General features: G+C 69.8%; 25 protein-coding genes. 12 read left to right on the forward strand and 13 right to left on the reverse strand.

The features are described 5' to 3' along the window. Positions 1-149: 149 nt before the first annotated feature. The 3 genes from ACYVIO_RS01710 (at position 150) to mptB (ending at position 3,571) form a co-directional block, all read left to right on the forward strand. A complete protein-coding gene (locus tag ACYVIO_RS01710; RefSeq protein WP_460648839.1) occupies positions 150-1,238 on the forward strand; it encodes an ABC transporter ATP-binding protein in 1,089 nt (362 codons plus the stop codon). Continuing rightward, a complete protein-coding gene (locus ACYVIO_RS01715) occupies positions 1,235-1,999 on the forward strand; it encodes an ABC transporter permease (protein WP_460648840.1) in 765 nt (254 codons plus the stop codon). Before ACYVIO_RS01710 ends, ACYVIO_RS01715 begins: the two co-directional genes overlap by 4 nt. Positions 2,000-2,089: 90 nt before the next feature. After that, positions 2,090-3,571, forward strand: coding sequence for a polyprenol phosphomannose-dependent alpha 1,6 mannosyltransferase MptB (gene mptB, locus ACYVIO_RS01720; RefSeq protein ID WP_460648841.1), 1,482 nt, complete (start codon positions 2,090-2,092; stop codon positions 3,569-3,571). Here the strand turns inward: mptB and menD are convergent. Genes menD through menE form a run of 3 tightly spaced genes read right to left on the reverse strand, consistent with a single transcriptional unit; the run spans position 3,474 to position 7,122 of the window. Next, complete coding sequence (gene menD / locus ACYVIO_RS01725) at positions 3,474-5,102, reverse strand: 2-succinyl-5-enolpyruvyl-6-hydroxy-3-cyclohexene-1-carboxylic-acid synthase (protein ID WP_460648842.1); 1,629 nt, start codon at positions 5,100-5,102, stop codon at positions 3,474-3,476. The two genes, mptB and menD, sit on opposite strands and share 98 nt — an antisense overlap. Then, the gene (locus ACYVIO_RS01730; protein WP_460648843.1) at positions 5,099-6,040 is read right to left on the reverse strand and encodes an o-succinylbenzoate synthase; all 942 of its coding nucleotides are present in this window, start codon (positions 6,038-6,040) and stop codon (positions 5,099-5,101) included. The genes menD and ACYVIO_RS01730 overlap by 4 nt, the downstream gene beginning before the upstream one ends. Continuing rightward, positions 6,037-7,122 (reverse strand): o-succinylbenzoate--CoA ligase, encoded by a 1,086-nt coding sequence (gene menE / locus ACYVIO_RS01735; RefSeq protein ID WP_460648844.1) that lies wholly within the window; start codon positions 7,120-7,122, stop codon positions 6,037-6,039. Before menE ends, ACYVIO_RS01730 begins: the two co-directional genes overlap by 4 nt. Positions 7,123-7,183: 61 nt before the next feature. Between menE and ACYVIO_RS01740 the strand changes: the two genes are divergently transcribed. Then, a complete protein-coding gene (locus ACYVIO_RS01740; protein WP_460648845.1) occupies positions 7,184-8,056 on the forward strand; it encodes a 1,4-dihydroxy-2-naphthoate polyprenyltransferase in 873 nt (290 codons plus the stop codon). 44 nt (positions 8,057-8,100) lie between these two features. Here the strand turns inward: ACYVIO_RS01740 and cds1 are convergent, their stop codons facing one another. Next, positions 8,101-9,210, reverse strand: a complete 1,110-nt coding sequence (gene cds1, locus ACYVIO_RS01745) for an L-cysteine desulfhydrase Cds1 (protein WP_460648846.1) — start codon at positions 9,208-9,210, stop codon at positions 8,101-8,103. A gap of 80 nt (positions 9,211-9,290) precedes the next feature. On the opposite strand from cds1, the gene ACYVIO_RS01750 reads away from it, so the two are divergent. The 7 genes from ACYVIO_RS01750 (at position 9,291) to ACYVIO_RS01780 (ending at position 14,239) form a co-directional block, all read left to right on the forward strand. Further along, on the forward strand, positions 9,291-9,647 hold the full coding sequence (locus tag ACYVIO_RS01750; RefSeq protein WP_460648847.1) for a hypothetical protein: 357 nt from the start codon (positions 9,291-9,293) through the stop codon (positions 9,645-9,647). Next, positions 9,644-10,660, forward strand: coding sequence for a M48 family metallopeptidase (locus tag ACYVIO_RS01755; protein ID WP_460648848.1), 1,017 nt, complete (start codon positions 9,644-9,646; stop codon positions 10,658-10,660). Before ACYVIO_RS01750 ends, ACYVIO_RS01755 begins: the two co-directional genes overlap by 4 nt. A 1-nt stretch (position 10,661) precedes the next feature. Further along, positions 10,662-11,156: a hypothetical protein gene (locus ACYVIO_RS01760; RefSeq protein ID WP_460648849.1), complete on the forward strand. Its 495-nt coding sequence runs from the start codon at positions 10,662-10,664 to the stop codon at positions 11,154-11,156. A gap of 62 nt (positions 11,157-11,218) precedes the next feature. Next, a complete protein-coding gene (locus ACYVIO_RS01765; RefSeq protein WP_460648850.1) occupies positions 11,219-11,701 on the forward strand; it encodes a GNAT family N-acetyltransferase in 483 nt (160 codons plus the stop codon). Between the two features lie 60 nt (positions 11,702-11,761). After that, a complete protein-coding gene (hemF, locus tag ACYVIO_RS01770) occupies positions 11,762-12,643 on the forward strand; it encodes an oxygen-dependent coproporphyrinogen oxidase (RefSeq protein ID WP_460648851.1) in 882 nt (293 codons plus the stop codon). 41 nt (positions 12,644-12,684) lie between these two features. Then, positions 12,685-13,839 (forward strand): SGNH/GDSL hydrolase family protein, encoded by a 1,155-nt coding sequence (locus ACYVIO_RS01775; protein WP_460648852.1) that lies wholly within the window; start codon positions 12,685-12,687, stop codon positions 13,837-13,839. 85 nt (positions 13,840-13,924) lie between these two features. After that, complete coding sequence (locus ACYVIO_RS01780; protein ID WP_460648853.1) at positions 13,925-14,239, forward strand: hypothetical protein; 315 nt, start codon at positions 13,925-13,927, stop codon at positions 14,237-14,239. A gap of 119 nt (positions 14,240-14,358) precedes the next feature. Here the strand turns inward: ACYVIO_RS01780 and ACYVIO_RS01785 are convergent, their stop codons facing one another. The 9 genes from ACYVIO_RS01785 to hemL form a co-directional block, all read right to left on the reverse strand. Beyond that, positions 14,359-15,924 carry an MFS transporter gene (locus ACYVIO_RS01785; protein WP_460648854.1) on the reverse strand — a complete coding sequence of 522 codons (1,566 nt, stop codon included), beginning with the start codon at positions 15,922-15,924 and terminating at the stop codon, positions 14,359-14,361. Positions 15,925-15,984: 60 nt separating this feature from the next. After that, complete coding sequence (locus ACYVIO_RS01790) at positions 15,985-16,596, reverse strand: TetR/AcrR family transcriptional regulator (RefSeq protein ID WP_460648855.1); 612 nt, start codon at positions 16,594-16,596, stop codon at positions 15,985-15,987. 209 nt (positions 16,597-16,805) lie between these two features. Continuing rightward, entirely contained in the window at positions 16,806-17,057 is a 252-nt protein-coding gene (locus ACYVIO_RS01795; RefSeq protein ID WP_460648856.1) for a DUF4229 domain-containing protein, read from the reverse strand. 12 nt (positions 17,058-17,069) lie between these two features. After that, positions 17,070-18,035 carry a c-type cytochrome biogenesis protein CcsB gene (ccsB, locus tag ACYVIO_RS01800; protein WP_460648857.1) on the reverse strand — a complete coding sequence of 322 codons (966 nt, stop codon included), beginning with the start codon at positions 18,033-18,035 and terminating at the stop codon, positions 17,070-17,072. After that, positions 18,032-19,588, reverse strand: coding sequence for a cytochrome c biogenesis protein ResB (gene resB / locus ACYVIO_RS01805; RefSeq protein ID WP_460652049.1), 1,557 nt, complete (start codon positions 19,586-19,588; stop codon positions 18,032-18,034). The genes ccsB and resB overlap by 4 nt, the downstream gene beginning before the upstream one ends. A gap of 40 nt (positions 19,589-19,628) precedes the next feature. Next, a complete protein-coding gene (locus ACYVIO_RS01810; RefSeq protein ID WP_460648858.1) occupies positions 19,629-20,372 on the reverse strand; it encodes a cytochrome c biogenesis CcdA family protein in 744 nt (247 codons plus the stop codon). Then, positions 20,372-20,938, reverse strand: a complete 567-nt coding sequence (locus ACYVIO_RS01815; RefSeq protein ID WP_460648859.1) for a TlpA family protein disulfide reductase — start codon at positions 20,936-20,938, stop codon at positions 20,372-20,374. Before ACYVIO_RS01815 ends, ACYVIO_RS01810 begins: the two co-directional genes overlap by 1 nt. Continuing rightward, positions 20,938-21,561, reverse strand: a complete 624-nt coding sequence (locus ACYVIO_RS01820; protein WP_460652050.1) for a histidine phosphatase family protein — start codon at positions 21,559-21,561, stop codon at positions 20,938-20,940. Before ACYVIO_RS01820 ends, ACYVIO_RS01815 begins: the two co-directional genes overlap by 1 nt. A 58-nt stretch (positions 21,562-21,619) precedes the next feature. Then, entirely contained in the window at positions 21,620-22,942 is a 1,323-nt protein-coding gene (hemL, locus tag ACYVIO_RS01825; protein WP_460648860.1) for a glutamate-1-semialdehyde 2,1-aminomutase, read from the reverse strand. 235 nt (positions 22,943-23,177) lie between these two features. Between hemL and ACYVIO_RS01830 the strand changes: the two genes are divergently transcribed. Further along, positions 23,178-24,545: a lytic transglycosylase domain-containing protein gene (locus tag ACYVIO_RS01830; protein WP_460648861.1), complete on the forward strand. Its 1,368-nt coding sequence runs from the start codon at positions 23,178-23,180 to the stop codon at positions 24,543-24,545. The last annotated feature ends 88 nt before the right edge of the window (positions 24,546-24,633 follow it).

Genomic DNA, 24,633 nt, shown 5'->3' on the forward strand with positions numbered 1-24,633 from the left:
TAGAAAATTGCAGCAACCCGTCAACTTTGCGGGAACCTGTAACGCTCCAGACAGAGCCGATCCCCGGCGCCGCTCACCTTGCCAGAGGCTCCTCTGTCCGCTTGAATTCAATGTTGACTATTCAAGATTGATCAACCATCCTGGTCGGCATGATGATCGAAGCTCGCGGACTTGTCCGCACCTTCAAGACCAAGCGCGGGCCGGTGCAGGCTGTGCAGGGGGTAGATCTGGACGTGGCCGACGGGGAGATCGTCGGCTTTCTGGGGCCCAACGGGGCCGGTAAGACGACAACGATGCGGATGCTGGCGACGTTGATCACGCCGACCAGTGGGTCCGCGACGGTCGCGGGGTGCGACCTGGCGAAGGATCCGGTCGGCGTGCGTCGCCGGATCGGGTACGTGCCGCAGAGCGGCTCGACGTTGCCGGAGGCCGTGGCGGGGGACGAGGTCGTCGACCACGCTCGTCTGTACGGCGTACCGAAGGCGAAGGCGATCGCCGACGGGCAGCGGCTGTTCGAGGAACTGGATCTGCCGGGGCTGTGGCGGCGGCAGTGCAAGACGCTGTCGGGCGGGCAGCGGCGGCGCCTCGACATCGTGATGGGGCTGATCCACGACCCGAAGCTGATCTTCCTGGACGAGCCGACCACCGGGCTCGACCCGCAGGCGCGGGCCAACCTCTGGGAGCACATCCGCGGCCTGCGGGACCGGGGCGCCACGATCTTCCTGACCACCCACTACCTCGACGAGGCCGACGCCCTCTGCGACCGGATCCTGGTCATCGACCACGGCCGGATCGTCGGCGCCGGTACGCCGGAAGCGCTCAAGCAGCAGGTCTCCGGGGACGCCGTCCGGCTCCGCCTCGCCGACCACAGCGCCGGCCACGCGGAGGGCCTCGTCGACGGCCGCGCCGCCGACGCCGGGGGCCGCACCGACGCCGGCGCCGGGCGTTCGCGGCGTACGAACGTGACCGAGACGGTGATCCGGATCGTCGAGAAGCTGGATGGGGCGGTTGACGTCGAGGCGGTCGCCGACGGGGTGAACTTCCGGATCCCGCGCGGCGGTTCGGTGCTGCCGGGGCTACTGCGGCAGATCGATGCCGAGGGCATCGAGTTGGACGGTGTCGAGGTGCACCGGCCGACGCTCGACGACGTGTTCCTGACGATGACCGGGCGGTCGCTGCGCGACGACAGCCCGGCGCCGGCCGACGAGCCGGAGAAGCAGAAGGAGGCCGTGGCGTGACCGTGCTCCAGGAGACGTGGATCGTCTTCCACCGGCAGATGCGGCTGTCGCTGCGCAATCCGATGTGGTCGATCCTGATGCTCAGCCAGCCGTTGATGTACCTGTTCCTGTTCGGCCCGTTGCTGAAGCCGATCACCGCGCAGATCAGCCAGGGCGCGACCACCAACGCGTACCAGGTGTTCATCCCGGGCCTGATCGTGCAGCTCGGGATGTTCGGCGCGATGTTCGTCGGCTTCGGGCTGATCGCGGAGTACCGGGCCGGCGTGATCGAGGCCGACCGGGTGACGCCGGCGTCGCGGATGGCACTGATGGCAGGGCGCGTACTGCGTGACGTCGTCGTACTGGTCGTCCAGTCGGTGCTGCTGCTCGTCGTGTCGATCCCGATGGGCCTGCGGGCGCCGTGGGGTGGTGTGCTGCTGTCGCTGGTGATCGTGGCTCTGCTCGGCGCGACGTTCGCCTCACTGTCGTACTCGGTCGCGCTCATCACCAAGAGCGAGGACGCGCTGGCCCCGCTGCTGAACGGGATCGCCATGCCGCTGCTGCTCCTGTCCGGCATCCTGCTCCCGATGCAGATCGGTCCGACCTGGCTGCAGCGGCTGTCGGACATCAGTCCGCTCAAGCACGTGGTGAACGGCGTACGGGCCCTGTTCCGTGGGGACATCGGCAGCAGCGCGTCGCTGTGGGGGCTGTTCTGGGTCGTGCTGCTCACGGTCGTCGGCCTGGCGGTCGGCGCGCGCACGTTCAAGAAGGAATCCGCCTGACAACCCCGCCGCCCGCCTCGCACGAGGCGGGCGGCGGGGCGTTCTTCTGCGGTTCATCGGCGCTTCTTCTGGGGCGGTTACCGTCCGGCCATGCGGGTTCCTTCGCCATTGGTTCGCGGGGTGGTGGGGAGCTGGGTCGTAGCCGCCTCGGCGCTGGTGACGTCGGTCGTGCCGCAGTCCTCGTGGATGGCGTCGATGCCGTTGCGGGACTCGCTGGCCGGGCGGATGACCGGGCTGACGTTCATGGTGTTCGGGCTCGGCCTGATGGTCTGGGCCTGGCTGGAGGTCGGCCGTGAGGTGCTGTCCGGCGTACGGCATCGGCTGATTCGACTGACCGTCCTCTGGAGCCTGCCGCTGCTGCTGGCGCCTCCGCTGTTCAGCCGGGACGCGTGGAGCTACGCAGCGCAGGGCGCCCTGGTCGCCAAGGGTTTCGACCCCTACACCGTCGGCCCAGCTGCCCTGTCCGGCCGTGTGGTCGAGGCAGTCGACCCGATGTGGATGAACACTCCAGCGCCGTACGGTCCGATCCCTCTGGCGTACGGCGGCCTCGCGGCTCACGTCACCGACAACCCGTACGTCCTCATGCTCGCCCACCGCGGCCTGGCCCTGCTCGGCATCGTCCTGATCGCCTGGGCCGTGCCGAAGATCGCCGTAGCCTGCCGAGTCGACCCCAGCGTCGCCACCTGGCTGGTGGTCGCCAACCCGATCCTCATCACCCACGGACTCGGCGCAGCGCACAACGACGTCCTCATGCTCGGCCTGGCCTGCTCCGCCTTCGCCGTAGCCCTCACAGGTCGCTGGGGCACAGCAGCAGTCATCGCCGGCACCGCAGCAGCAGTCAAAGCGCCAGGTGGGCTGGTGGTCATCGCCATCGCCGCAGTGATGGGCCCGCTGGCCGGCAGAGCCCTGAAACGCCTGGCCAGCTTGGCGATCGCCGGTGCGGTGTCAGTGCTGACTCTGGTGACCGTGGGAGAGCTGACGGGCATCGGCTCGGGTTGGCTCAACGCGCTGGACGTGCCAGGCCTGGTGATGTCTCCACTGTCGATCGCCAACCTGATCGGCCTGGGCACCTCCGGCGTACTGGACTGGTTAGGAGCCGAGGACGCGGCTCAGCAGGCCCTGCAGATCATCCGGCTGCTCGGCATCCTCACAGCGCTCGGACTGATCGCCGCACTGGGGCTGCGCTCGCACATCCACCAGGCAGCGCGTGCGGTCGGCGTGGCCATGCTGGCCGTCGTACTGCTCGGGCCGACCGCGCACGACTGGTACTTCCTGTGGTGCCTGCCGTTCCTGGCCGTCGCACGACCCGGTCGGCGCATGATGACGGCCGTGGTCGGCGTCAGCCTGATCCTGACGATCGCCGCACCGCTCAACTCGTCGCTGCGCGGTGCGGTCGTCCCCATCCTCGTGACGACGTCGCTGGTGCTCGTGGTCGTCGGCACGCTGCTCGGCCGGCTCCGCACGCTGCAGCCGGCTAGAGCGCCGCGTTCACCGCTGCCTGCAGTTCCTGATGCAGCGTTGTCGGCCGTGGCAGCCGCACCTCCACCACGTCCACACCCGCAACAGTCCTGACCAGCGCGGTTCGCAGCTCGTCGGCCGTCGTCACCAGCGTGTACGGCGTACCGGTCGCTGCCGCCAGCGCGGCGAAGTCCGTCCCGTGCGGCGTCCCGAAGACCCGCTCGAAATCGGTCGTCCCGGCCTGCTCCAGCGTCGAGAAGATCCCGCCACCGTTGTCGTTGACCACGACGATCCGCAGGTCCGGCCGCGCCTCGGCCGGGCCGATCACCAGCCCAGTGAAGTCGTGCAGGAACGCCAGGTCCCCGATCAGCGCGTACGTCGCGCCGGCGTTCGCCAGCGCAGCACCGACCGCCGTCGAGATCGTCCCGTCGATCCCCGCGAGGCCGCGGTTGGCCACCGTCCGGATCGGTACGACGGGCGCCAGGTCCAGGTCGCGCACCGGGTTCGACGAGGCGACCACGAGCATCCCGTCAGCCCCGACGGCCTCACCGACGATCGCCGCGATGCCCGGACCGGTCAGCTCACCAGTGAGCAGCTTGTCGATGGCCGGCCGGGCCAGCTGGTCGGCGTGCTGCCAGCGGGCGAGCCAGTCGGTGCTGTCGGCGCCGGTGACCTCCAGACCGGTCAGCACGGTCGCAGCACGTCGTACGGCGTCCGGCCAGGAGCCGGTCGGCGCGACCACGATCACCTCGACATCCGGGCGGCCCAGCAGCTTGGTGATCGGCCGGGACAGCGTCGGGTGGCCGAACACGACCACGCGCTCGATCTCCTCAGCCAGCTTGGTTGCTCCGAGCAACAACCGGTACGACGGGATCACCGACGGCCCGATCCGCGCGCGACTGGACGGCTCCGCGAACAACGGCCAGTTCCCCGCCTCCGCGGCAAGCCGTGCCGCCTGCGAGGCGCCGTCTCCGGCAACCACGACGGTCTTCGGCCCGGGCGACAGCGACGACGGCTGCCCACCGGCAGCCCGCACGCTCGTCCACGGCCCGCTGGTCCGGCCATCCAGCGACTCCGGCCAATCCGGCCCGTCGGTCGGCACCAGCGGCTCGCTGAACGAGCAGTTGAGCTGGACCGGGCCCGGGTCGTGGCTGCGCACTCCAACGGCCGCTGCCACAGCCCGCGAGACCTGCGACCGCCAGTACGCGACCTGGCCGACCTCCTGTCGCGGCACGCCCATCTCGTGGAACAGACGCACCGCACCGCCGAACACCTTGAGCTGGTCGGTCGTCTGGTTCGCACCACTCCCCCGCAGCTCCGGCGGCCGGTCCGCGCTCAGCACGAGCAGCGGCAGCCCGCTGTGCGAAGCCTCCAGTACGGCGGGGTGCAGGTTGACCACCGCAGTACCGGACGTGGTGACCACCGGCACCGGCAGACCGGTCCCGCGGATCAGTCCGATCGCCAGGAAGCCCGCCGTACGCTCGTCGATCCGTACGTGCAGCCGGAGCCGGCCTTCGCGGTCGGCAGCGGCCAGTGCCATCGCCAGCGGCGCACTGCGCGAACCGGGGGCGAGCACGACCTCCCGGACGCCGCACCTGATCAGCTCGTCGACGACCACGGTCGCGAACGCAGTGGACGGGTTCATCCCTTACTTCCCTTCAGTGCTTCGACTCTGGCCAGCCGTGCTTCCCAGCTGGCGGTGGTCTCCTGCGAGGCGGTTGCGGCAGCCAGCAACACCGGGTCAGGGACGAGGCGCTTCACCGGAAGGAAGCCGTCCACCGGCAGCAGCGGCTCGGCCACGACCTCGCCAGTGAACATCGCCACAGTCGCCAGCCCGCACGCGTACGGCAGCTCCGGCAACGCAGCAGCCAGCGCAACGCCCGCAGCGATCCCCACCGACGTCTCCAGCGCCGACGAGACCACCACGGGCAGTCCGATCTGCTCGGCGATCTCCAAGCACGCCCGGACCCCACCGATCGGCTGCACCTTCAGTACGGCGATGTCGGCCGCCTCCAACTCCCGGACCCGCAGGGGATCCTCGGCCCGCCGGATGGACTCGTCCGCGGCAACCAGTACGTCGGTACGCCGTCGTACCAGCGCCAGATCCTCCACCGTCCAGCACGGCTGCTCGACGTACTCGAGGTCGAACCTCGACAGCTCCTTCAGCGCGGCCAGAGCCTCGTCGACCGACCAGCCGCCGTTGGCGTCGATCCGGACCCGGCCGTCAGGGCCCAGGGCGTCCCGGACCGCCTCGACCCTGGCCAGGTCGTCGGCCAGGGTCTGGCCGGGCTCAGCGACCTTGACCTTCGCCGTACGGCAGCCGGAGGCTCGGACGATCTCGGCTGCTCGCTCTGGTCCCAGTGCGGGCACAGTGCAGTTCACCGGGATCTGCTGCCGCACTGGCTCGGGCCAGCCGTCGACAGCGGCCTCCTGTGCAGCGCGGAGCCAGGAGACGCAGGTGGCGTCGTCGTAGTCCAGGAACGGGCTCCACTCGGCCCAGCCGGCCGGGCCCTCGAACAGCATGCCCTCGCGGACGGTGATCCCGCGGAACTTGTTCTTGAGCCCCAGCGAGTAGGTGATCACCGCACACCGTCCAGCAACCGCTGCCGGTCGACCTTGCCGGAACCGAGCATCGGCAGCTCGTCCAGCCGGACCAGCTCACGCGGAGCCCAGGTGCGGGGCAGTGTCTCGGCCACGTGATCCCTGAGCGTCTCCAGCTCGGCCTGGCCCACCACGAAGGCCACTACCCGGCTGCCCCACTCCTGGTCGGGCACACCGAGTACGACGGCGTCCGCCACGTCCGGGTGCTCCAGCAGCCGCGCCTGCACAGCAGTGAGGGTCACGTTGACTCCACCAGAGATCACCACGTCGTCCACGCGGCAGACCACCTCCAGCCGCCCGTCGACGAACCGGCCACGGTCCTGCGTCCGGAACCAGCCGTCCTGCAGCACCTCCTTGGTCAGCGCGGGCTGCAGGCGGTAGCCGGAGAACAGCGTCGGGCCCTTGATCAGGATGCGTCCGTCGTCCAGCGCCAGCTCGGTCCCGTCGAGCGGCAAGCCGGCGTACACGCAACCGCTGCCCGTCTCGGTCATGCCGTACGCCGGGATCGCCGTCACGCCCGCTGCCGCGGCCCGGGCCTTCAGCTCGGCGCCCATCGACGCACCGCCGATCACGATCGCGTCGAAGCTGCGGAGCGCGTCGGGTGCGGTGTCGAGGTAGCGGGTCAGCTGGGTGGGGACCATGGCGGTGTAGCGCCGGGCTCCGGTCATCTGGGCGACCGCGGCGATGTCCTGGGAGACCACTGGCGTCGTACCGGCCAGGAGCGAGCGGGTGAGGATCTGCAGCCCGCCGACGAAGTACGGCTTCATCGGGAGCAGCCACTGGCCCGGTCCGCCGAGCCTGTCGTGCGTGGCCGTGGCGGAGGCGACCAACGCGTCCCTGGACAGCAGCACGCCCTTCGGCTCACCGGACGACCCCGACGTGGTCAGTACGACGGCGCAGTCGTCCTCCAGCGGCTCGTCCGGCGCGGCGGCCCGGCGTACGCGCTCAGCGGCGGCCGGATCCGGGGGCACCGGAGCGAAGGGCTGCCCAGTGCCGTCCAGCACCTCGGACAGCGCGGCAAGGACGGCCTCGGGCGTGCCTGGCACCAGACGCAAACTAGACATACTCCGCTGAGCGTAGCCCCGACGCTCATTCGCCGATCCGACGGCTGACAGAATCCCGTTCATGGCCAACCTTTCTCAGTGGATCGAGGGTGCCCGTCCCCGGACGCTGCCTGCTGCCGTTGCTCCGGTCCTCGTCGGAACCGGCGCGGCCGCCTACCTGGACGGCTTCGTCTGGTGGAAGGCGCTGCTGGCCCTCGGGGTCGCCCTGGCGCTGCAGATCGGCGTGAACTACGCCAACGACTACAGCGACGGCATCCGCGGCACGGACGAGGTCCGAGTCGGGCCGCTGCGGCTGGTCGGGTCGAAGGTGGCCACACCGCGCGCTGTGAAGACCGCTGCGTTCACCTGCTTCGGCGTGGGCGCTGCGCTGGGGATCGTGCTCTGTGCGACGTCCAGCTGGTGGTTGCTGGTCGCGGGAGCGGCTTCGCTGGTCGGGGCGTGGTTCTACACGGGCGGCAAGTCGCCGTACGGGTACCGCGCGCTGGGCGAGGTCAGCGTGTTCCTGTTCTTCGGTCTGGTCGCAGTGCTCGGTACGACGTACGTGCAGGCCGAGCGGCTGCACTGGACGGCCGTGGCCGGGGCCGTCGCCATCGGAGCGATCGCCTGCGCGCTGCTGGTCGCGAACAACCTGCGGGACATCCCCACGGACAGCACGACCGGCAAGCGCACGCTGGCCGTGGTCATCGGCGCTGCGCGCTCCAGGCAGCTGTACGCCGGGCTGATCGCGCTGGCGTTCATCCTGGCGGTGCTGTCGGCCCTGGCGACGCCGTGGACCCTGCTGGCCCTGATCGCTCTCCCGCTGGCCATCAAGTCAGTCCGGGTAGTCGTCAGCGACGCCGTCGGCCCGGCCCTGATCCCGGTACTCAAGGGAACAGGCCTCACCGAGCTGGTCTACGCCGTGGGCCTGGCCATCGGCTTGGCGCTGGGCAGCTAGGCCTCCGCCGGCCGCGCAGCGGCCAGGCGCTCGGCGGGCGCGCTCTACTCCCTCCACAACCCCGTTTCGGCGAAGCCTCGGAGGGTCTCCTCGTACGGGGCGATGTCGATGCTGTTGCCCCGCAGCCAGTCGTCGTCGTAGTACGTGTTCGTATACCGCTCACCGCCGTCGCACAGCAGCGTGACGATGCTCCCGCGCTGACCCATCCGGCGCATCTCGGCCGCCAGCCGCAGCGAGCCCCACAGGTTCGTCCCCGTCGAACCACCGACGAGCCGCCCGGTGACCCGCGAGCAGAACCGCATCGCCGCGATCGACGCGGCATCGGGGACAGCGATCATCCGGTCGACGACCCCCGGGACGAACGACGGCTCGACCCGCGGCCGCCCGATCCCCTCGATCCGCGACGGCCGACCGGTCGCGAAGTCGCTGTCGCCGGCCTCGAAGCCGGGGAAGAACGCCGACCCCTCCGGATCGACCACCGCGACCGACGTCGCGTGCCGCTGGTAGCGCACGTACCGGCCGATCGTCGCCGACGTACCGCCGGTACCGGCCCCGACGACGACCCAGCTCGGCACCGGGTGCTGCTCGAGCGCGAGCTGCTCGAAGATCGACTCGGCGATGTTGTTGTTGCCCCGCCAGTCGGTCGCCCGCTCGGCGTACGTGAACTGGTCCATGTAGTGCCCGCCGGTCTCCTCGGCCAGCCGCTTGGCCTCGCCGTAGATCTGCCCCGACCGCTCGACGAAGTGGCACCGCCCGCCGTAGAACTCGATCAGCTGGATCTTCTCCGGGCTGGTCGACGCCGGCATCACGGCGACGAACGGCAGCCCCAGCAACCGGGCGAAGTAGGCCTCGCTCACCGCGGTCGACCCGCTGGACGCCTCGATGACGGTCGTCCCCTCGCGGATCCACCCGTTGCACAGCGCGTACAAGAACAGCGACCGAGCCAGCCGATGCTTCAAGGAGCCCGTCGGATGCACCGACTCGTCCTTCAGGTACAGGTCGACCCCGCTCATCGCCGGCATCGGGAACACGTGCAGATGCGTGTCCGCACTGCGGTTGGCGTCCGCGTCGACCACCCTGACCGCCTCGGACACCCACGCCCGCTGCTTGTCGTCCCGTCGATCCACTTCCTTGCACGCCAACAGCTCACTCATGGCCACAGGCTAGGGCTACTCCCCGGATCTTGAGTATTCCTACTCTCTGCAACCATCGGCCGTCCCGGCACGATCGAGTCATGATCCCACTGGGCTTCGAGTTGCATCTGTCGGCGACCGAGCAGATCGTGCTGCTCGTCGTACTGGGGCTGCTGGCTACCGCCGCGGCGATGCCGGCGAGCGTGCCGCTGGCTGCGGTGGGGGTGCTCAGGGCTCGGCGGGACGGGCGGTCGACGACCGGGCGCGGGGTCTGGTTCTGGGCGTGGGGTACGGCGCTGAGCTGGGCGACGATGATCGGCGGCTTCAACCTGCAACTGGGCTGGTGGTCGGTGCCGTTCGGGTGGGTGCCGGGACTGGTGGCCGCTTGGCTGCTACGGCCCGGACCCTCGGGGCGGCTACTTTGGGATGAAGCACGCCGACCCGTGGGGGAACGATGACCGACAACGACGAACGGCCCACCCGCCAGCGGGTGACGCTCACCGACATCAGTTCGCGGGCCTGGGAGCACCCGGCCGACCGCGGGGCCCTGGTCGCGCTGCGGCAGCTCAAGGGGTTCGACTTCGTCCTCCGGAAGATGTCCGGGCTGATCAACGAGCGCGCCTTCCGGCTGCAGTTCCTCGGATCGGCGATCAAGGTGGACGAGCGCCAGTTCCCGAAGGTGCACCGGCTCTACACCGAGGCGGCCGCCACCCTCGACGTACGGCAGCTGCCCGAGCTGTTCGTCACCAACAGCCCGATCTGGAACGCGGTGACGATCGGCATGGACCGGCCGTTCATCGTCGTGAACAGCGCGCTGGTCCAGGGCCTGGACGAGGAGGAGCTGCGCTTCACCCTCGGCCACGAGCTCGGCCACGCGCAGAGCGGTCACGCGCTGTACCAGTCGCTGCTGCTCTGGCTGATGCGGCTGACCGGCGCGATCAACTGGATGCCGATCGGCGCGCTCGGGATCCGGGCCATCATCGCCGCCCTGCACGAGTGGTCCCGCAAGGCCGAGCTGTCCGGCGACCGGGCCGGTCTGCTCGCCGTACAGGACCCTGCGGTCGCGCTGCGGGTGCAGATGAAGCTCGCGTCCGGCGGTCAGCTCGACCAGCTCGACACCACCGCGTTCCTGGCCCAGGGCACCGAGTACGAGAGCTCCGGCGACCTGCGCGACTCCGTGCTCAAGCTCCTGCTGCTCGAGGCGCAGACGCACCCGCTGGCCGTCATCCGCGCGCACGAGCTGCGCCGCTGGGTCGACGAGGGCGAGTACACGGCGATCGTCTCCGGCGACTACCCCAAGCGCCAGGACGACGGCGACGCCTCGATGACCCAGGAGGCGAAGAACGCGGCCAAGTCGTACTCCGACGCGTTCGCCCGCTCCCAGGACCCGCTGGCCAAGTTCGTCCGCGACCTCGGCGAAGGCCTAGGCGGCGTCCGCGACTGGGTCAGCTCCAAGTTCCCCCCGCGCTGACATGCCGGACTGGTCAGCCGAAGACCAGGCCGAACTGAGCCGGATGCGGGCGGCGGAGGCCGTCAAGACGCAGCTCGACCTCGACGCCCTGCGCGCCGAGGCGGCCTCCTCCGTGCCCTCCCACGAGCGAACCGCCGCGCTCGTCCAGCTGTACTGCGCCGACCACGCCGCCATCGGCAACGGCTGGGACCGGGCCGCCGGCACGTTCGTCATCCGCCTCGCGGCCGACGCCACGACCGCGGAAGCTGAGCCGCTCGACGGGGTGGTCGTCGCCCGGAGCCGTCACACACAGGCGGAGGTCGACCTCGTCCTGGACGAGCTGCGCCTTCGCCGCTGGCACCCGGACGCGCGCACGTACGCGTACGGTTTCGCGTACGACGCTGTCGCCGACCTGATCGACGTCGGCACTGACGCCCCGCCGGAGGTAGTGGCCCCGCTTCTCGAGCGCTATCCCGGCACCCTGGCCGTCCGGCATGGCCGGGCCACTCGCCGCTGACACCCGGCCTCGGGCCGGCAAAACGGTGTGACCCGCAGGGCTGAATCGGTAATGCTGGGCCGGTGATCGAACTGCAGGAACTCACCCCCGACGACTGGAAAGCCTGGCGCGAGCTGCGGTTGGCGGCGCTCTCCGATGCGCCGAGCGCCTTTGGGTCGCGGTACGAGGACTGGGTCGGCGCTGGCGAGGACCGCTGGCGGGCGCGGCTGTCGGTGCCTGGCTCGTACAACGTGATCGTGTCCGTCGACGGTGCGCCGTCAGGGATGGCCGGCGGGATGCCCGCTGACGAGGAGGACACCAGACATCTGGTGTCGATGTGGGTCGCACCGGCGGCCCGGGGGCACGGACTCGGCGATCGCCTGATGGGCGCTGTCGAGACCTGGGCGCACGGCCAAGGAGCCGTCGCGGTCGAGCTGTCCGTTGTCCAGGGCAACGACCAGGCCCACGCGCTCTACCTGCGGCACGGCTACGTCCTCACCGACAAGCTCGGCGATCTCATGCCCGACGGCATCCACTGCGAGCTGGTTCTCCGCAAGCAGCTCTGACCTTTCCAGCTGGCTCGAAAGGTCCTGGTCGTGCCCCCGCGAGCGGGTAGGACGGAGGCGATGACTGGCCAGGTGGACGACGTCGCGAACGGGTTCTTCGCCGCGCAGGCGCGACTGCTGACGACGTTCGAGCAGTACGACGGACAGCGGACCTTCGACCGCCGCCCCTGGGTCCGCGACGATCTCGGCCGCGGCACCGTCGGCATCCTGGAAGGCGGCGCCGTTTTCGAACGCGCCGCCGTGAACGTTTCGGACGTGGCCGGCGCCAAGGTCCCCGAAGCGATCACCGCCACCCGCCCGCAGCTCGCCGGCCGGCCGTTCCGGGCGACCGGGATCTCGCTCGTGTTCCACCCGCTCAACCCGTACGCGCCGTCGTTCCACGCCAACTTCCGGTACTTCGAGGCCGGCGACGACTGGTGGTACGGCGGCGGCCTAGACCTGACGCCGATGTACGGCTTCACCGAGGACGGCCGGCACTTCCACCGCACCCTGGCCGACTGGTGCGGCCGGCACGCGGACGCGTCGTACGAGCTGTGGAAGGCCGAGTGCGACCGCTACTTCACCATCCCCCACCGTCGCGAGATGCGCGGGCTGGGTGGCGTCTTCTTCGATCGGCTGAACAGCCCCGCGGCCGCCGAGGTGATTGCTGACGGCATCGAGACGATCGGGCCGGCGTACCTGCCGCTGCTCGACCGGCGCTGCAAACTCCCGTACGGCGAGCGCGAGCGCCGGTGGCAGCTGCACCGGCGTGGCCGGTACGTCGAGTTCAACCTCGGCTACGACCGCGGCACCCGCTTCGGGCTGCAGACCAGCGCCAATATCGAGGCCGTCCTCATCTCATTGCCGCCGCACGCGACCTGGACCTACGACCACTCCCCTGAACCCAGCACTCCTGAAGCCGACACCCTCGAGTTGCTTCAGCCGCAGGACTGGCTCGCGTAACTGACTTGCCCGAGGCAACCAGGGCGGGCAGGGTCGTGGGTATGGCCGATTGGATCAGCACGCCCATCACCCCTGAGCTCGTGCGTGGCGCCGTCGAGTTGGAGCAGACCTCGTACGGCGTACTGCCGCACCGGCTCGGAGCACTGGGCCGGAAGCAGAACGTCGACGCTCAGCTGGCGATGGTCGAGGCTCAGCCGTCGGGTGTGCGGCTGGTCTTCAGGAGCACGGCGACGGAGATCGAGCTCGACGTTCTGCCGACGAAGATGGCGTTCGTCGGCGCACCACCGCGTCCGGACGGTGTCTGGGATCTGCTGGTCGACGGCGAGCTGGCCGCGCAGGGGACGGCCGGTAGCGGGAACGTGCTGACCATCGACCTGGCCACCGGGAGCAGGGAGACCACGGCCGGGCCGGCCGGGACCGTACGGTTCAGCGGTTTGCCGGCCGGGGCCAAGGACGTCGAGATCTGGCTGCCGCACAACGAGATCACCGAACTCGTTGCCCTCCGCACCAATGCTCCGATCGAGGCCGCCGCCGACCACGGACGTCGTACCTGGTTGCACCACGGCAGCTCGATCAGCCACGGCTCCAACGCCGACAGCCCGACCCAGACCTGGCCCGCGGTCGCCGCGAAGCTGGCCGGTGTCGAACTGACCAACCTCGGCTTCGGCGGCAGCGCGTTGGTCGACCCGTTCACCGCCCGCACGATGCGCGACCTCCCGGCCGACCTGATCAGCGTCAAGTTCGGCATCAACCTGGTGAACGCCGACCTGATGCGCCTGCGCGCCCTCGGCCCCGCCGTCCACAACTTCCTCGACATCCTCCGCGAGGGCCACCCGACCACGCCGCTGCTGGTCGTCTCGTCCATCTACTGCCCGATCCAGGAGCACACCCCCGGCCCGCTGGCGCCGGACTTCGCCGACGGCCAGGTCGCCTTCAAGGCCACCGGCAACCCCGAAGAAGTTGCCTCCGGCAAGCTAACCCTCACCGTCGTCCGCGCCGAGCTCGCCCGCATCACCGCGGCCCGAGCCGCCGACGACCCCAACCTCCACTACCTTGACGGCCTCACCCTGTACGGCGAAGCCGACCACGCCGACCTCCCCCTCCCCGACCGCCTCCACCCCGACACCGCCACCCACCACCGCATCGCCGAGCGGTTCGTCGAGCACGCGTTCACCGAGGGGCCGTTCAAGGCCTGAAGCCGATCCGGCGGCGGCCCGCCGACGCCGAGGCGGTCGGGCGGCGTCGGGCGTACGGAGGCCGTTCGGCGGGCACTGGCAGAGCATGTCAGCTCCCACCACACCGGACGGCCACCACGTCGTCGTCAACGGCCGCAAGTGGCGAGCCACCGACCCCGCGATCCCAGCCGAGGCGCGAGCCCAGCTCCAGCACGCCCTGATGGCAGCCCGCCGAGCGATCGCGCAGTCCCACCGCGACGAGGACCCCGAGGCGGAAGCGCGGGCGAGATCCCGCGTGCAGCTCGCCAAGGTCGCCCTGGGCGAACGAGGCGGCCCCTGGTGGGAGCAGTCCGACCAGGAGCGCGAGCAACGCTGGACCAACGGCCTCCGCAAGCTCGGCGTCGCCGACGACGAGGACTGACCCACGGCGGCCGGCATCGCTCCAGCCGCATGAGCCTCCCGCAGTACCGCCGTACCTAAAAACGACGAAGGGCCGTATCTCCCGCCCCCGGGGATACGGCCCTTCTGTCTGGTGGTGGGTCAGCCGATGTGGACGCCGCCCGGTTTGCCGTCGTTGGCCAGGTCCTTGGCCTTGACGGACAGCCCCAGCAGCGTGATCAGTGCCGCGCCGAGGATGATGAACGCCGACACCGTGAACGCCCGGGTGAACCCGTGGGTGGTCGCGACGGCGGTGAACTGGCCCTCGAGCTGCTTCAGCTGAGCCGGCGACTGGCCGGACTCCGCTGCCTTCTGCAGACCCGGAGCGAGCTCGGCGAACTTGTCCTTGATCGCGTTCGCCGACACCGTGCCCAGCAGCGCCAGACCGACCGCGCCACCGATCTGCTGCACCGTGTTCAGGACGGCGGAGCCGACACCCGAGTCCTCGTTGGCCACACCCGACACCGCGGTCAGGGTGAGCGGCACGAAGATCAGGCCCATGCCGAACGACAGCAGCAGGATGAACGGCATCACGTGCGTCAGGTACGTCGAGTCGACCTCGAGCCGCGAGAAGCCCCACATGCCGACCCCGGCGAACACCGCGCCGGCACCGGCGATCCAGCGCGGGTCGATCCGGGCGATCAGCGTGGAGGCGATCTGGGCCGCGACCACGATGCCGAGGCTGAACGGCAGGAACGCGAAACCGGTCTTGAGCGCGCTGTAGCCGAGGATGTTCTGGATGTAGATCCCGAGGAAGTAGAACATCGAGAACATCGCCGCACCGACGATCAGCATCACGAAGAAGCTGACCCCACGGGTCCGGTCGGCCAGGATCCGGAACGGCATCAGGGCGTGCTTGGAGCGCGCCTCGATCGCCAGGAAGATCCCGATCAGGGCCAGGCCGCCGAGGATGAAGGCCAGCGTGACCGGGTCGCCCCAGCCCTTCTCCGCCGCGTGCGTCAGGCCGTACACCAGACCGGTCAGACCGACCGTGCCGGAGATCGCGCCCGGGATGTCGAACTTGCCCTGCTGACGGGCCGACTCCCCGAGGTAGCGGATCGCCAGTACGGCGACGATCAGGCCGATCGGGGTGTTGATGAAGAAGGTCCAGCGCCACGAGGCCTCGGTCAGTGCCCCACCGAGGATCAGGCCGACCGCGGCACCCGCGCCCGACATGGCGGCGTACACGGCCATCGCGCGGTTGCGCTCCTTGCCGGCCGGGAAGGTCGTGGTGATCAGGGCCAGGGCGTTCGGCGAGGCGGCCGCGGCCGCGACGCCCTGCAGGATCCGGCTCGCGAGCAGGATCGTCTCGTTCTGCGCGATGCCCCCGACGAACGAGGCGACGCCGAACAGCACGACCCCGAACATGAACACCTTGCGGCGTCCGAGGATGTCACCGATCCGGCCACCGAGCAGCAGCAGACCGCCGAAGGCCAGCGCGTACGCGTTGACCACCCACGGCAGCGAGGCGTTGGTGAAGCCGAGATCGGTCTGGATGTGCGGGAGCGCGATGTTGACGATGGTGCCGTCCAGCACCACCATCAGCTGCGCCATGCTGATCAGCGCGAGCGCGATCCCGAGGTTGCGGTGACCGTGGGCCGCGGGCTCGGCTCCCGTGTCGACCGGCCGCCCCTCTGGCGGATCGGCCTTGACGACGTCTTCGGACATAACTGGAAATCCCCTCTTGGGTGGTACTGGCTTCTGGGTCGCCGACCGGCCCCACACCGGTCAGCTCGCCTGCGACCCCCGCGCCGCAGGCAGGATCACGTGGTCGATCACACGCAGGATCAGGTCCTCGGTCGGCTCGACGCCGAGGACGAAGGCATGGTGGATGATGACGGCGGGCAGCGTCTGGGACAGCAGCTCGACGTCGACGTCGGCCGCGATCTCGCCGCGCTCGACGGCGCGGGTGTAGATCCGGCCGGTCAGGCCGAGCCGCGGCTTCAGGAAGCGTTCCTTGAACGCCAGCTGGAGGTCGTCGTCGCGGTGCAGCGCGGTCAGCAGACCGGCCATCACCGACATCGGCATCTCGTCGGTGAACCCGCCCTCGTTGCAGGACAGCGCGATCAGGTCGCCGCGCAGGCTGCCGGTGTCGACCTCTTCCGGGATCGGGCAGCCCTTGGCGCGGCTGATCGCGTCGACGACCAGCTCGGCCTTGCTCGTCCAGCGCCGGTACAGCGTCGCCTTGCTGGCCTTGGCGGCCGTGGCCACCGCGTCCATCGTCAACCGGTCGTACCCCAGCTCCGCGACCAGTTCGACGGTCGCGTCGAGGATCTCGTCCTCACGCCCACCCTCGACCCGCGGACGCTGGCGGGGTCCGGCCTCGGCAACTTCGGTCATGTTCACCCTGTGTGATCGAAAAGCGACAGATAGAACGAAACGGTTTCGTTTCATCCACCACGTTACGACTCATGTGAAGGAATGCACAAGCGATTTTCGGGCAAACTTGCAAGTGGCCTGGGTCACTCTGCGTACCACTAGGTCAGCTGGTACGCAAAACGAAAGACCCCGCCGACCTGATGGTCGGCGGGGTCTTCACAACCCGTGAGTCAGTCCTCGTCCTCGGCCTTCCGGGCCGCTTCGAGCCGCTCGGTCATCCGCGCCGCCCGCGTCTCGATCCGCGCCGCCAGCCGGTCCCGCCAGGCCCGCAGCACGAAGATCGACAGGATCGACGACACGATCAGCGCCAGCAGCAGCAACGGGAAGACCGACAACCAACTGTTCAACGCGAACCACAGCACCGCGAACGACGCGGCGAACAACGCCAGCCGCAACCCGGTGTAGACAGCGAATTCCTTCATCCCCGCACGCTCCTACAGACCCGAGTAGGCGTGGAAGCCCGAGAGCAGCAGGTTGACGCCGATGAAGTTGAACAGGAAGACGACCCAGCCGGCGATCGCGACCCACGCGGCGCGGCGGCCTCGCCAGCCGGCGGTGGCGCGGGCGTGCAGGTACGCGGCGTACACGACCCAGGTGACCAGCGACCAGACCTCCTTGGGGTCCCAGCCCCAGGCGCGGCCCCAGGCGTAGTACGCCCAGATCGGGCCGGCGACCAGGACGCCGAAGGTCCACAGCGGGAAGGCGAACGCGTGCACCTTGTACGCGACGGCGTCCATGCCGGCCGACGACGGGACGCGGCGCAGCGCGGCCGACATCGGCTTGCCGTCCGCCTCGCGCGCCTCGGCGCGGCTCTTCACCAGGTAGAGGATCGACGCCATCGCACCGACGGTGAAGCCACCGCCCGCGATCGCCGCGGCCGACACGTGGATCACCAGCCAGTACGAGTGCAGCGCGGGCAGCAGGTCGGCGGCCGGTACATACAGCGCCAGTACGGCGATGCCCAGCGTGGCGGCGATCACGAAGGTGACCAGGAGCCCGAGCCACTGCAGGCGCTGGCGCGTGAGCAGGACCAGGTACACCGCGGCGACGGCCAGCGAAGCAGTGATGGAGAACTCGTACATGTTGCCCCACGGCACCCGGCTCACGGCCAGACCGCGGGTCAGCACCCCACCGGCGTGCATGACGAACGCCAGCACCGTCAGCAGGACGCCGATCCGGCTGGCCTGCTCCCAGCGCTGCGACCGATCCTCGTCCACCGGCGAGGCATCCGAGGGGACCTCGGCGCCGTCGGCACCGACCAGCACCTTCTGCGCGGCCGGCTGACGAACCCGCAGGCCGCTCGACCACTCCACGGTGTGCGCCAGCAGGGCCAGCGTGTAGATCACCGTCGCGGTCGGGACCAACAGGTTCGACACCGAGGCGAGGGTCGAGGAGTTCATGCCTGCTCCCGCTTCTTCTTCAGAATGGTGGAGATCGCGTCGATCTCGTCGCCGAGACCACGCTCCGGCCCCCGGTCCAGACCGGCGACCTCGACCACGGTACGCCCGTCCTCGGTGCGGACCCGCACCCAGGTACGGCGCGGATGGATGAACAGCGAGCCCATCAGCCCGAGGATCGCGAGCAGGATCCCGGCCAGCGCCAGGTTCAGCCCGGGGGTGTGGCTGATCTGCAGCTTCACCCACTGGTCGTAGGAGTCGAACGACAGCGAGCCGCGGCCGTCCGGCAGGTCGATGCTCTGCCCGGGCGCGAGTTGGAACCGCAGCTTGTCGCCCTTGCCGTCGTCGAACTGGGTCAGCTTGGTCTTGTCCAGCTGGTAGACCGACTGCGGCTTGCCGGTCTCGTCGGCCGGGCGTCCGTAGTACGCCGTGAGCACGAGCGCCGGGTTCACCGCGTCGGGGAAGACCGAGACCGGACCGCGCTGGTCGATCACCGCGGTCGGCAGGAAGAAGCCCTCGAAGCCGAGCTGCTCGGGCCGCGCGTCCGGGGCCTTGATCACGCCGAACGACGAGAAGTTCGCGTCCTGCGGCAGGAACGGCGACGGGCCGGAGTAGGCGATGTCGCCCTTGCCGTCGCGGACCGTCACCTTCGGCGCGTAGCCGTGGCCGAGCAGGTGGACCTTCGTGCCGTCGACCGACAGCGGGTGGTTCACCTGCAGGTCGTACGACTGCTCCGGCGACTCCGGTGTGACCTGGTAGGTGACGCCCGCATCGAAGGACCGCGCCGCGCCGCGCTGCGGGCCCTCGGTCTCGAAGGTCGCCTTGAAGGTGTTCACCTTCAGCGTGAACGGCGGCAGGTCGTCCGGCGTGAACGCCCGGCCGGGCGTGAAGTCGTCGAACTGGGCAACGGCGTTGGAGAAGCCTTGGCCACCGACCACGACCAGCACGGTGCCGCGGTAGCCGAACAGCGAGCCCCACGCGATCCCGACCAGCGCCAGGATCAGCGAGAAGTGGAACACCAGGTTGCCGGCCTCGCGCAGGTAGCCGCGCTCGGCGCCGAGCGCGCCGTCGTACGCCTCGACCCGGAAGCGGCGCTTGCGCAGCTCCTGACGGGCTGCGGCCAGCACCTCGGCCTCGGTCGCGTCGGTCTCGAACTGCTGGTGGCCGGGCAGGCGGACGAGGTTGCGCGGGGGCTTCGGCGGGCGGGAGCGCAGGGCCTTCAGGTAGACCTGCAGCCGCGGGACCACACAGCCGATCAGCGAGATGAACAGCAGCAGGTAGATCGCGGAGAACCAGACCGACTTGTAGACGTCGAAGAGCCCGAACTTGTCGTACCACGACGCCAGACCCGGATTGGCGTCGTAGAAGTCCGACACCTTGATCGGGTCCACCGGGATCTGCGGGATCAGCGAGCCCGGCACCGCGCCCAGCGCCAGCAGGAACAGCAGGATCAGCGCGGTCTTCATCGACGTCAGCTGACGCCAGGCCCACCGCAGCCAGCCGACCAGGCCCATCGCCGGCGGGTCAGGACGCTCAGGCGGCTTGCCGCCGGACATGGTGGCTTCGGGCTCGACCTGTTCCTTGACGTCGCTCACGTCAGACCGCCGATCCGAAGTTGGCGACCCACTGGCGAAGATCGGCGGTCATCGTGTCCCACACTCCTGTCAGCAGCAGGAGACCCACCGCGATCATCAGTACGCCGCCGATCCGGATCACCAGCAGCTGGTGTTTGCGGACCCAGGCGACGGCGCCGAGCATCCGGCGGAAGGCCAGCGCCGCGACGATGAACGGGATCCCCAGTCCGAGACTGAACACCAGCGCGAGCACCGCGCCGCGACCGGTGCTGCCCTCGGTGGCGGCCAGGCTCATCACCGTGCCGAGCGTCGGGCCGATGCACGGTGTCCAGCCGAAGCCGAAGAGCACGCCCAGCAACGGCGCGGCCGCGATCCCGATGGCCGGCACCCGGTGCACGCGAACGTCCCGCTGCAGAAAACCGAACCCACCCAGGAAGATCAGCCCGAGTACGACGGTCGCCCCGCCGAGCACCTTGGTGATCAGCGACTGGTGGTCGAGCATCGCGTTGCCGATGGCACCGAACAGCACCCCGGTCAGGATGAACACCGCCGAGAACCCGGCCACGAACAGACTCGTCCCGGCCAGCATCCGCCCGCGCTGCTTCGAGCCGAGCTCGGCCGCGGACAGGCCGGTGACGTACGAGAGGTAGCCCGGCAGCAGCGGTACGACGCACGGCGAGAAGAACGAGATCGCACCGGCCAGCACCGCGATCGGCAGTGCCACCAGCATCGAGCCCGTCATCGACTGGGCGAACCAATCACCCATCAGCTTGCAGCGTCTTTGACCATGCCGAGCAAGGTTTGGGTGGTGACCGAGCCGATCACCCGCGAAGCAACCTTGCCGTCCTTGTCGATCACCAGCGTGCTCGGGATCGAGCTCGGCGAGATCTGCCCACGGAAGCCGAGCAGCTGCTTGCCGCTCGGGTCGTACAGGCTCGGGAAGCCGACGCCGAACTCCTGCACGAACTTCTTCGCCGGGGCCTTGTCCAGGTCGCGGGTGTTCAGCCCGATGAACTCGACGCCCGCGCCGAGCTGCTTGTGCGCGGCGACCAGGTCGGGCGCCTCCTTGCGGCACGGCGGGCACCACGAGCCCCACACGTTCAGGACGACGATCTTGCCCTTGTGGTCGGCCAGCTTCCAGGCCTTGTCGTCCAGGGTGTCGCCGCCGAAGTCGGGCGCCGGCTTGCGGTCGGCCGCGGCGAAGCTGGAGACGTTGCCGTTGCCGCTGACGAAGCCGGTCTGGCCGCTGCGGTTCTCGTTGGTCGACTCACCCGAGCTGCAGGCGGTCGCCAGCAGCGCGACCGCGGCGACCACTACCGCCGTACGGCGCATCAGGCACCGCCCACGAACTTCTTCGGATGCTTGACCGGCAGCAGGTCCTTGGCCGGTTCGGCGTACCCGACCGAGACGATCTGGTCGCCGTGGAAGGTGAAGCTGGTCAGGCTCGCCAGGCTGCACTGCCGCTTGCGCGGGTCGTGCAGCATCCGGCGGTTCTCGATCGCGGACCGCACGATCCAGATCGGTAGCTGGTGGGACACGATCAGCGCCTCGTGGCCGGCGGCCTTCTGCCGAGCGGTCTCGATCGCGTCGCGCATCCGGCGTACGAGCTGGCTGTACGGCTCACCCCAGGACGGCTTCCACGGGTTGCGCAGCAGCCACCACGCGCTCGGCTGCCGCAGGGCACCGTCGCCGACGCCGAACTTCTTGCCCTCGAACAGGTTCGCGGCCTCGATCACCCGCTCGTCGATGTCCGGGGTCAGCCCGAACGTGGCGGCGATCGGCTCCATCGTCTCCTGGGCGCGCTCCAGCGGGGAGCTGACCAGGTGCACGATGTCGCGGCCCGCCACGTGCTCGGCGACGCGGTCGGCCATCTTCCGGCCGAGCTCGGACAGGTGGTAGTCGGGGATCCGGCCGTAGAGCACGCCCGCGGGGTTGTGCACCTCGCCGTGTCGCATGAGGTGCACGACCGTTGTCTCGGTCACCGAGTCCCCTCCATCAAATCCAACACAGCCTTCAGTTCTGTACGGCGGCCGCCGCGCGAGCGGCCGGAGCGAGTGCGGTCTCGAGCCGCGACAGGGCGTCGTCGTCGATCGCGGCACTCACGAACCACGCCTCGAACGCACTCGGCGGCAGGTAGACACCGGCGTCCAGCATGGCATGGAAGAAAGCGGCGAACCGTGGCAGCACCTGCGCTCCGGCATCGGCGAAGTTCCGGATCGGACCGCTTGCCTCCTCCGACTCCACGAAGAAGACGCTGAAGAGGTTCCCGGCGGACTGGATGACGTACGGCACACCTTCCTTGTCCAGCGCCGTACCGACCAGGCGCTGGATGGTGGCCGAGGTCTCGTCGAGCTTGGCGTAGACCTCGTCGGTTGCCAGCCGCAACGTGGCCAGACCGGCCGCCGTGGCGACCGGGTTCCCCGACAGCGTGCCCGCTTGGTACACCGAGCCCTCGGGCGCGAGGTGGGACATCACGTCGGCGCGACCGCCGAAGGCCGCGGCCGGGAAGCCGCCGCCCATCACCTTGCCGAACGTCATCAGGTCAGGCTGTACGCCGTCCACGCCGTACCAACCGGACCGCGTGATCCGGAAGCCGGTCATCACCTCGTCGGAGATGAACAGGGCGCCGTTGGACTTGCAGACGGCGGCGAGGAACGCGTTGAAGTTGTCGTGCGGCGGTACGACGCCCATGTTGCCGGGCGATGCTTCGGTGATCACGGCGGCGATCTGGTCGCCGTACTGCCGGAAGGCGGCGGTGACCGCGTCGTGGTCGTTGTACGGCAGCACGATCGTGTCGGCGGTGGTCGCCTCGGTGACGCCCGGCGTCCCCGGGATGCCGAGGGTGATCACGCCGGAGCCGGCCTGGGCCAGCAGCGCGTCGACGTGACCGTGGTAGCAGCCGGCGAACTTGACGATCTTGTCCCGCCCGGTGAACCCACGCGCCAGCCGCAGCGCCGACATCGTCGCCTCGGTGCCCGAGGAGACCAGCCGGACCTTGTCGACCGGCGTCCGCCCGACGATCTCCTGAGCGAGCAGGACCTCGGTCTCGGTCGGCGTACCGAACGACGTCCCGCGGGAGACCGCGGCCTGGACGGCGGCGATCACCTCGGGGTGCGCGTGACCGAGCAGCATCGGGCCCCAGGAGCAGACCAGGTCGAGGTAGGTGTTGCCGTCGACGTCGGTGATGTGACATCCGTCACCCGAGGTCATGAAGCGCGGGACCCCGCCGACGGCGCGGAACGCGCGGACCGGGGAGTTCACGCCTCCAGGCGTGACCGCGGTGGCTTGGTCGAACAGAGCGGCGGAGCGAGCGGTGTGGTCTGACACGGCCGCCATTCTCCCCGACCGGTCAGGCAGTTGAGTGGGCGGGCAGGGCGCGGGGGGTTCCGTTGAGCGTTGTTACGCGCCAGTATGGGTACCCGGTGACCGCTTGTGCACAGTCGACGCCCGCTCCGTAACCCACGCACGGGACAGGCGTTAGACCAGGTGAACGCGGTAATCGGGGACCGACTAAGAGACGTGTCTGCAGCGTGGGGCAGGACAGGTCGATGAGTCACGGAGGGGATCATCGATGGCGAAGGGCAAGCGCCGCGCCACTGCGGGCGGGTGGCGTCAGGTGGCGCCGCTGGTTCCGCTGGCGTTGTTCGCGAGCGCGTTCACCGTCAGTGCGACCGACGATCCGGCGGTCGCGACCGCCGCGCTGGACCAGGGCCTCGGCCCGAACGTTCCGATCGTCGTACCGAAGCAACCGATCAGTGATCCGGCCAACGTGCCGGTCAACGGCTCGGTCGGCAACGGTGTGGACAAGACCGAGCAACCGACCCAGGTGGTCTCCGGGCTCTCCCGCAACGGGATCCCGACGTCCGCGCTGAAGGCGTACTCGCGGGCCCAGCAGGTGCTCGCGCAGGCCGACCCGACGTGCCACCTGCCGTGGACGCTGGTGGCCGCGATCGGCCGGGTCGAGTCCAACCACGGCCGCTTCGGCGGCAACTCGCTGACCACCAGCGGGATCGCCACCCCGGGCATCTACGGTCCGCGCCTCGACGGCGTGACCACGGCCCGGATCAGCGACTCCGACGCCGGCCGGCTCGACGGCGACGGTGCGTTCGACCGCGCGGTCGGGCCGATGCAGTTCATCCCGGCCACCTGGCAGGCGATGGGCGTCGACGGTGACGGCGACGGCGTGAAGAACCCGCAGGACATCGACGACGCGGCGATGTCGACCGCGGTCTACCTGTGCTCCGGCGGGGTCGACCTGACCCGCGCCGGCGACCTGAACCAGGCCGTCCTGCGCTACAACCACTCCCAGGCGTACGTCGATCTCGTGGTCAGCATCGCCAAGGCGTACGCCGGTGGCAGCTGGATGGTGGTCGGCAACGGCACCGAGGACGACGACCAGGGCGTGGTCCGCGCCGACGGCCGGACCGGCGACGACAACATCGACGCACCCGCCGACCAGGACCTGCCGAAGGCGATCGACCTGCCGGTCTACCCGCCTGGCAAGCCCGGCAGCACGACGAAGCCGACGCCCGAGGACGGTGGCCAGGACAAGCCGACCACCAAGCCGACGCCGGGTAAGCCGACCGCGAAGCCCACCCCGGGCAAGCCGACGACGAAGCCGACTCCGGGCAAGCCGACTCCGACCAAGCCGAGCACCCCGCCGCCGAGCACCCCGAACGGCGTGGCCACGCTGCAGACCGCGGCCGGCCTGGTCGTCGGGACCGTCGGCAGCACGCTCACCGAGCTGACCAAGGCCACGCAGTACTGCCAGAGCGAGATGGCCAAGGTCACGATCAAGAACCCGACGCAGGCCCAGCTCCAGAAGTGCGTGACCGCCTTCCAGACCGGTGGCACCGCCGCGGTCGACCAGGTGATCCGCAACCTGCTGTCCCTGCTCGGACTGCTCGGCATCCTCGGTGGAGGACTGCTCGGCAGCTGACCAACCCCCTAGACGGCGCGCCGCCCCCACCCCTCCCTTGGCGCGCCCCCGGCGACGCCACGGAGCACCCCCCCGCTTCGTGGCGTCG

The sequence above is a fragment of the Kribbella endophytica genome, from assembly GCF_054781295.1.

Bases quoted from the DNA above. Each gene is read 5' to 3' on its own strand.
- hemL (WP_460648860.1), bottom strand. From the start codon at position 22,942: ATGGCGGCCGTGTCAGACCACACCGCTCGCTCCGCCGCTCTGTTCGAC.
- ACYVIO_RS01830 (WP_460648861.1), top strand. From the start codon at position 23,178: ATGGCGAAGGGCAAGCGCCGCGCCACTGCGGGCGGGTGGCGTCAGGTG.
- ACYVIO_RS01710 (WP_460648839.1), top strand. From the start codon at position 150: ATGATGATCGAAGCTCGCGGACTTGTCCGCACCTTCAAGACCAAGCGC.
- menD (WP_460648842.1), bottom strand. From the start codon at position 5,102: ATGAACCCGTCCACTGCGTTCGCGACCGTGGTCGTCGACGAGCTGATC.
- ACYVIO_RS01740 (WP_460648845.1), top strand. From the start codon at position 7,184: ATGGCCAACCTTTCTCAGTGGATCGAGGGTGCCCGTCCCCGGACGCTG.
- mptB (WP_460648841.1), top strand. From the start codon at position 2,090: ATGCGGGTTCCTTCGCCATTGGTTCGCGGGGTGGTGGGGAGCTGGGTC.
- ACYVIO_RS01810 (WP_460648858.1), bottom strand. From the start codon at position 20,372: ATGGGTGATTGGTTCGCCCAGTCGATGACGGGCTCGATGCTGGTGGCA.
- hemF (WP_460648851.1), top strand. From the start codon at position 11,762: ATGACTGGCCAGGTGGACGACGTCGCGAACGGGTTCTTCGCCGCGCAG.
- resB (WP_460652049.1), bottom strand. From the start codon at position 19,588: ATGTCCGGCGGCAAGCCGCCTGAGCGTCCTGACCCGCCGGCGATGGGC.
- ACYVIO_RS01795 (WP_460648856.1), bottom strand. From the start codon at position 17,057: ATGAAGGAATTCGCTGTCTACACCGGGTTGCGGCTGGCGTTGTTCGCC.
- ACYVIO_RS01760 (WP_460648849.1), top strand. From the start codon at position 10,662: ATGCCGGACTGGTCAGCCGAAGACCAGGCCGAACTGAGCCGGATGCGG.
- ACYVIO_RS01755 (WP_460648848.1), top strand. From the start codon at position 9,644: ATGACCGACAACGACGAACGGCCCACCCGCCAGCGGGTGACGCTCACC.
- ACYVIO_RS01820 (WP_460652050.1), bottom strand. From the start codon at position 21,561: ATGCGACACGGCGAGGTGCACAACCCCGCGGGCGTGCTCTACGGCCGG.
- menE (WP_460648844.1), bottom strand. From the start codon at position 7,122: ATGTCTAGTTTGCGTCTGGTGCCAGGCACGCCCGAGGCCGTCCTTGCC.
- cds1 (WP_460648846.1), bottom strand. From the start codon at position 9,210: ATGAGTGAGCTGTTGGCGTGCAAGGAAGTGGATCGACGGGACGACAAG.
- ACYVIO_RS01780 (WP_460648853.1), top strand. From the start codon at position 13,925: ATGTCAGCTCCCACCACACCGGACGGCCACCACGTCGTCGTCAACGGC.
- ACYVIO_RS01750 (WP_460648847.1), top strand. From the start codon at position 9,291: ATGATCCCACTGGGCTTCGAGTTGCATCTGTCGGCGACCGAGCAGATC.
- ccsB (WP_460648857.1), bottom strand. From the start codon at position 18,035: ATGAACTCCTCGACCCTCGCCTCGGTGTCGAACCTGTTGGTCCCGACC.
- ACYVIO_RS01785 (WP_460648854.1), bottom strand. From the start codon at position 15,924: ATGTCCGAAGACGTCGTCAAGGCCGATCCGCCAGAGGGGCGGCCGGTC.
- ACYVIO_RS01775 (WP_460648852.1), top strand. From the start codon at position 12,685: ATGGCCGATTGGATCAGCACGCCCATCACCCCTGAGCTCGTGCGTGGC.
- ACYVIO_RS01790 (WP_460648855.1), bottom strand. From the start codon at position 16,596: ATGACCGAAGTTGCCGAGGCCGGACCCCGCCAGCGTCCGCGGGTCGAG.
- ACYVIO_RS01815 (WP_460648859.1), bottom strand. From the start codon at position 20,938: ATGCGCCGTACGGCGGTAGTGGTCGCCGCGGTCGCGCTGCTGGCGACC.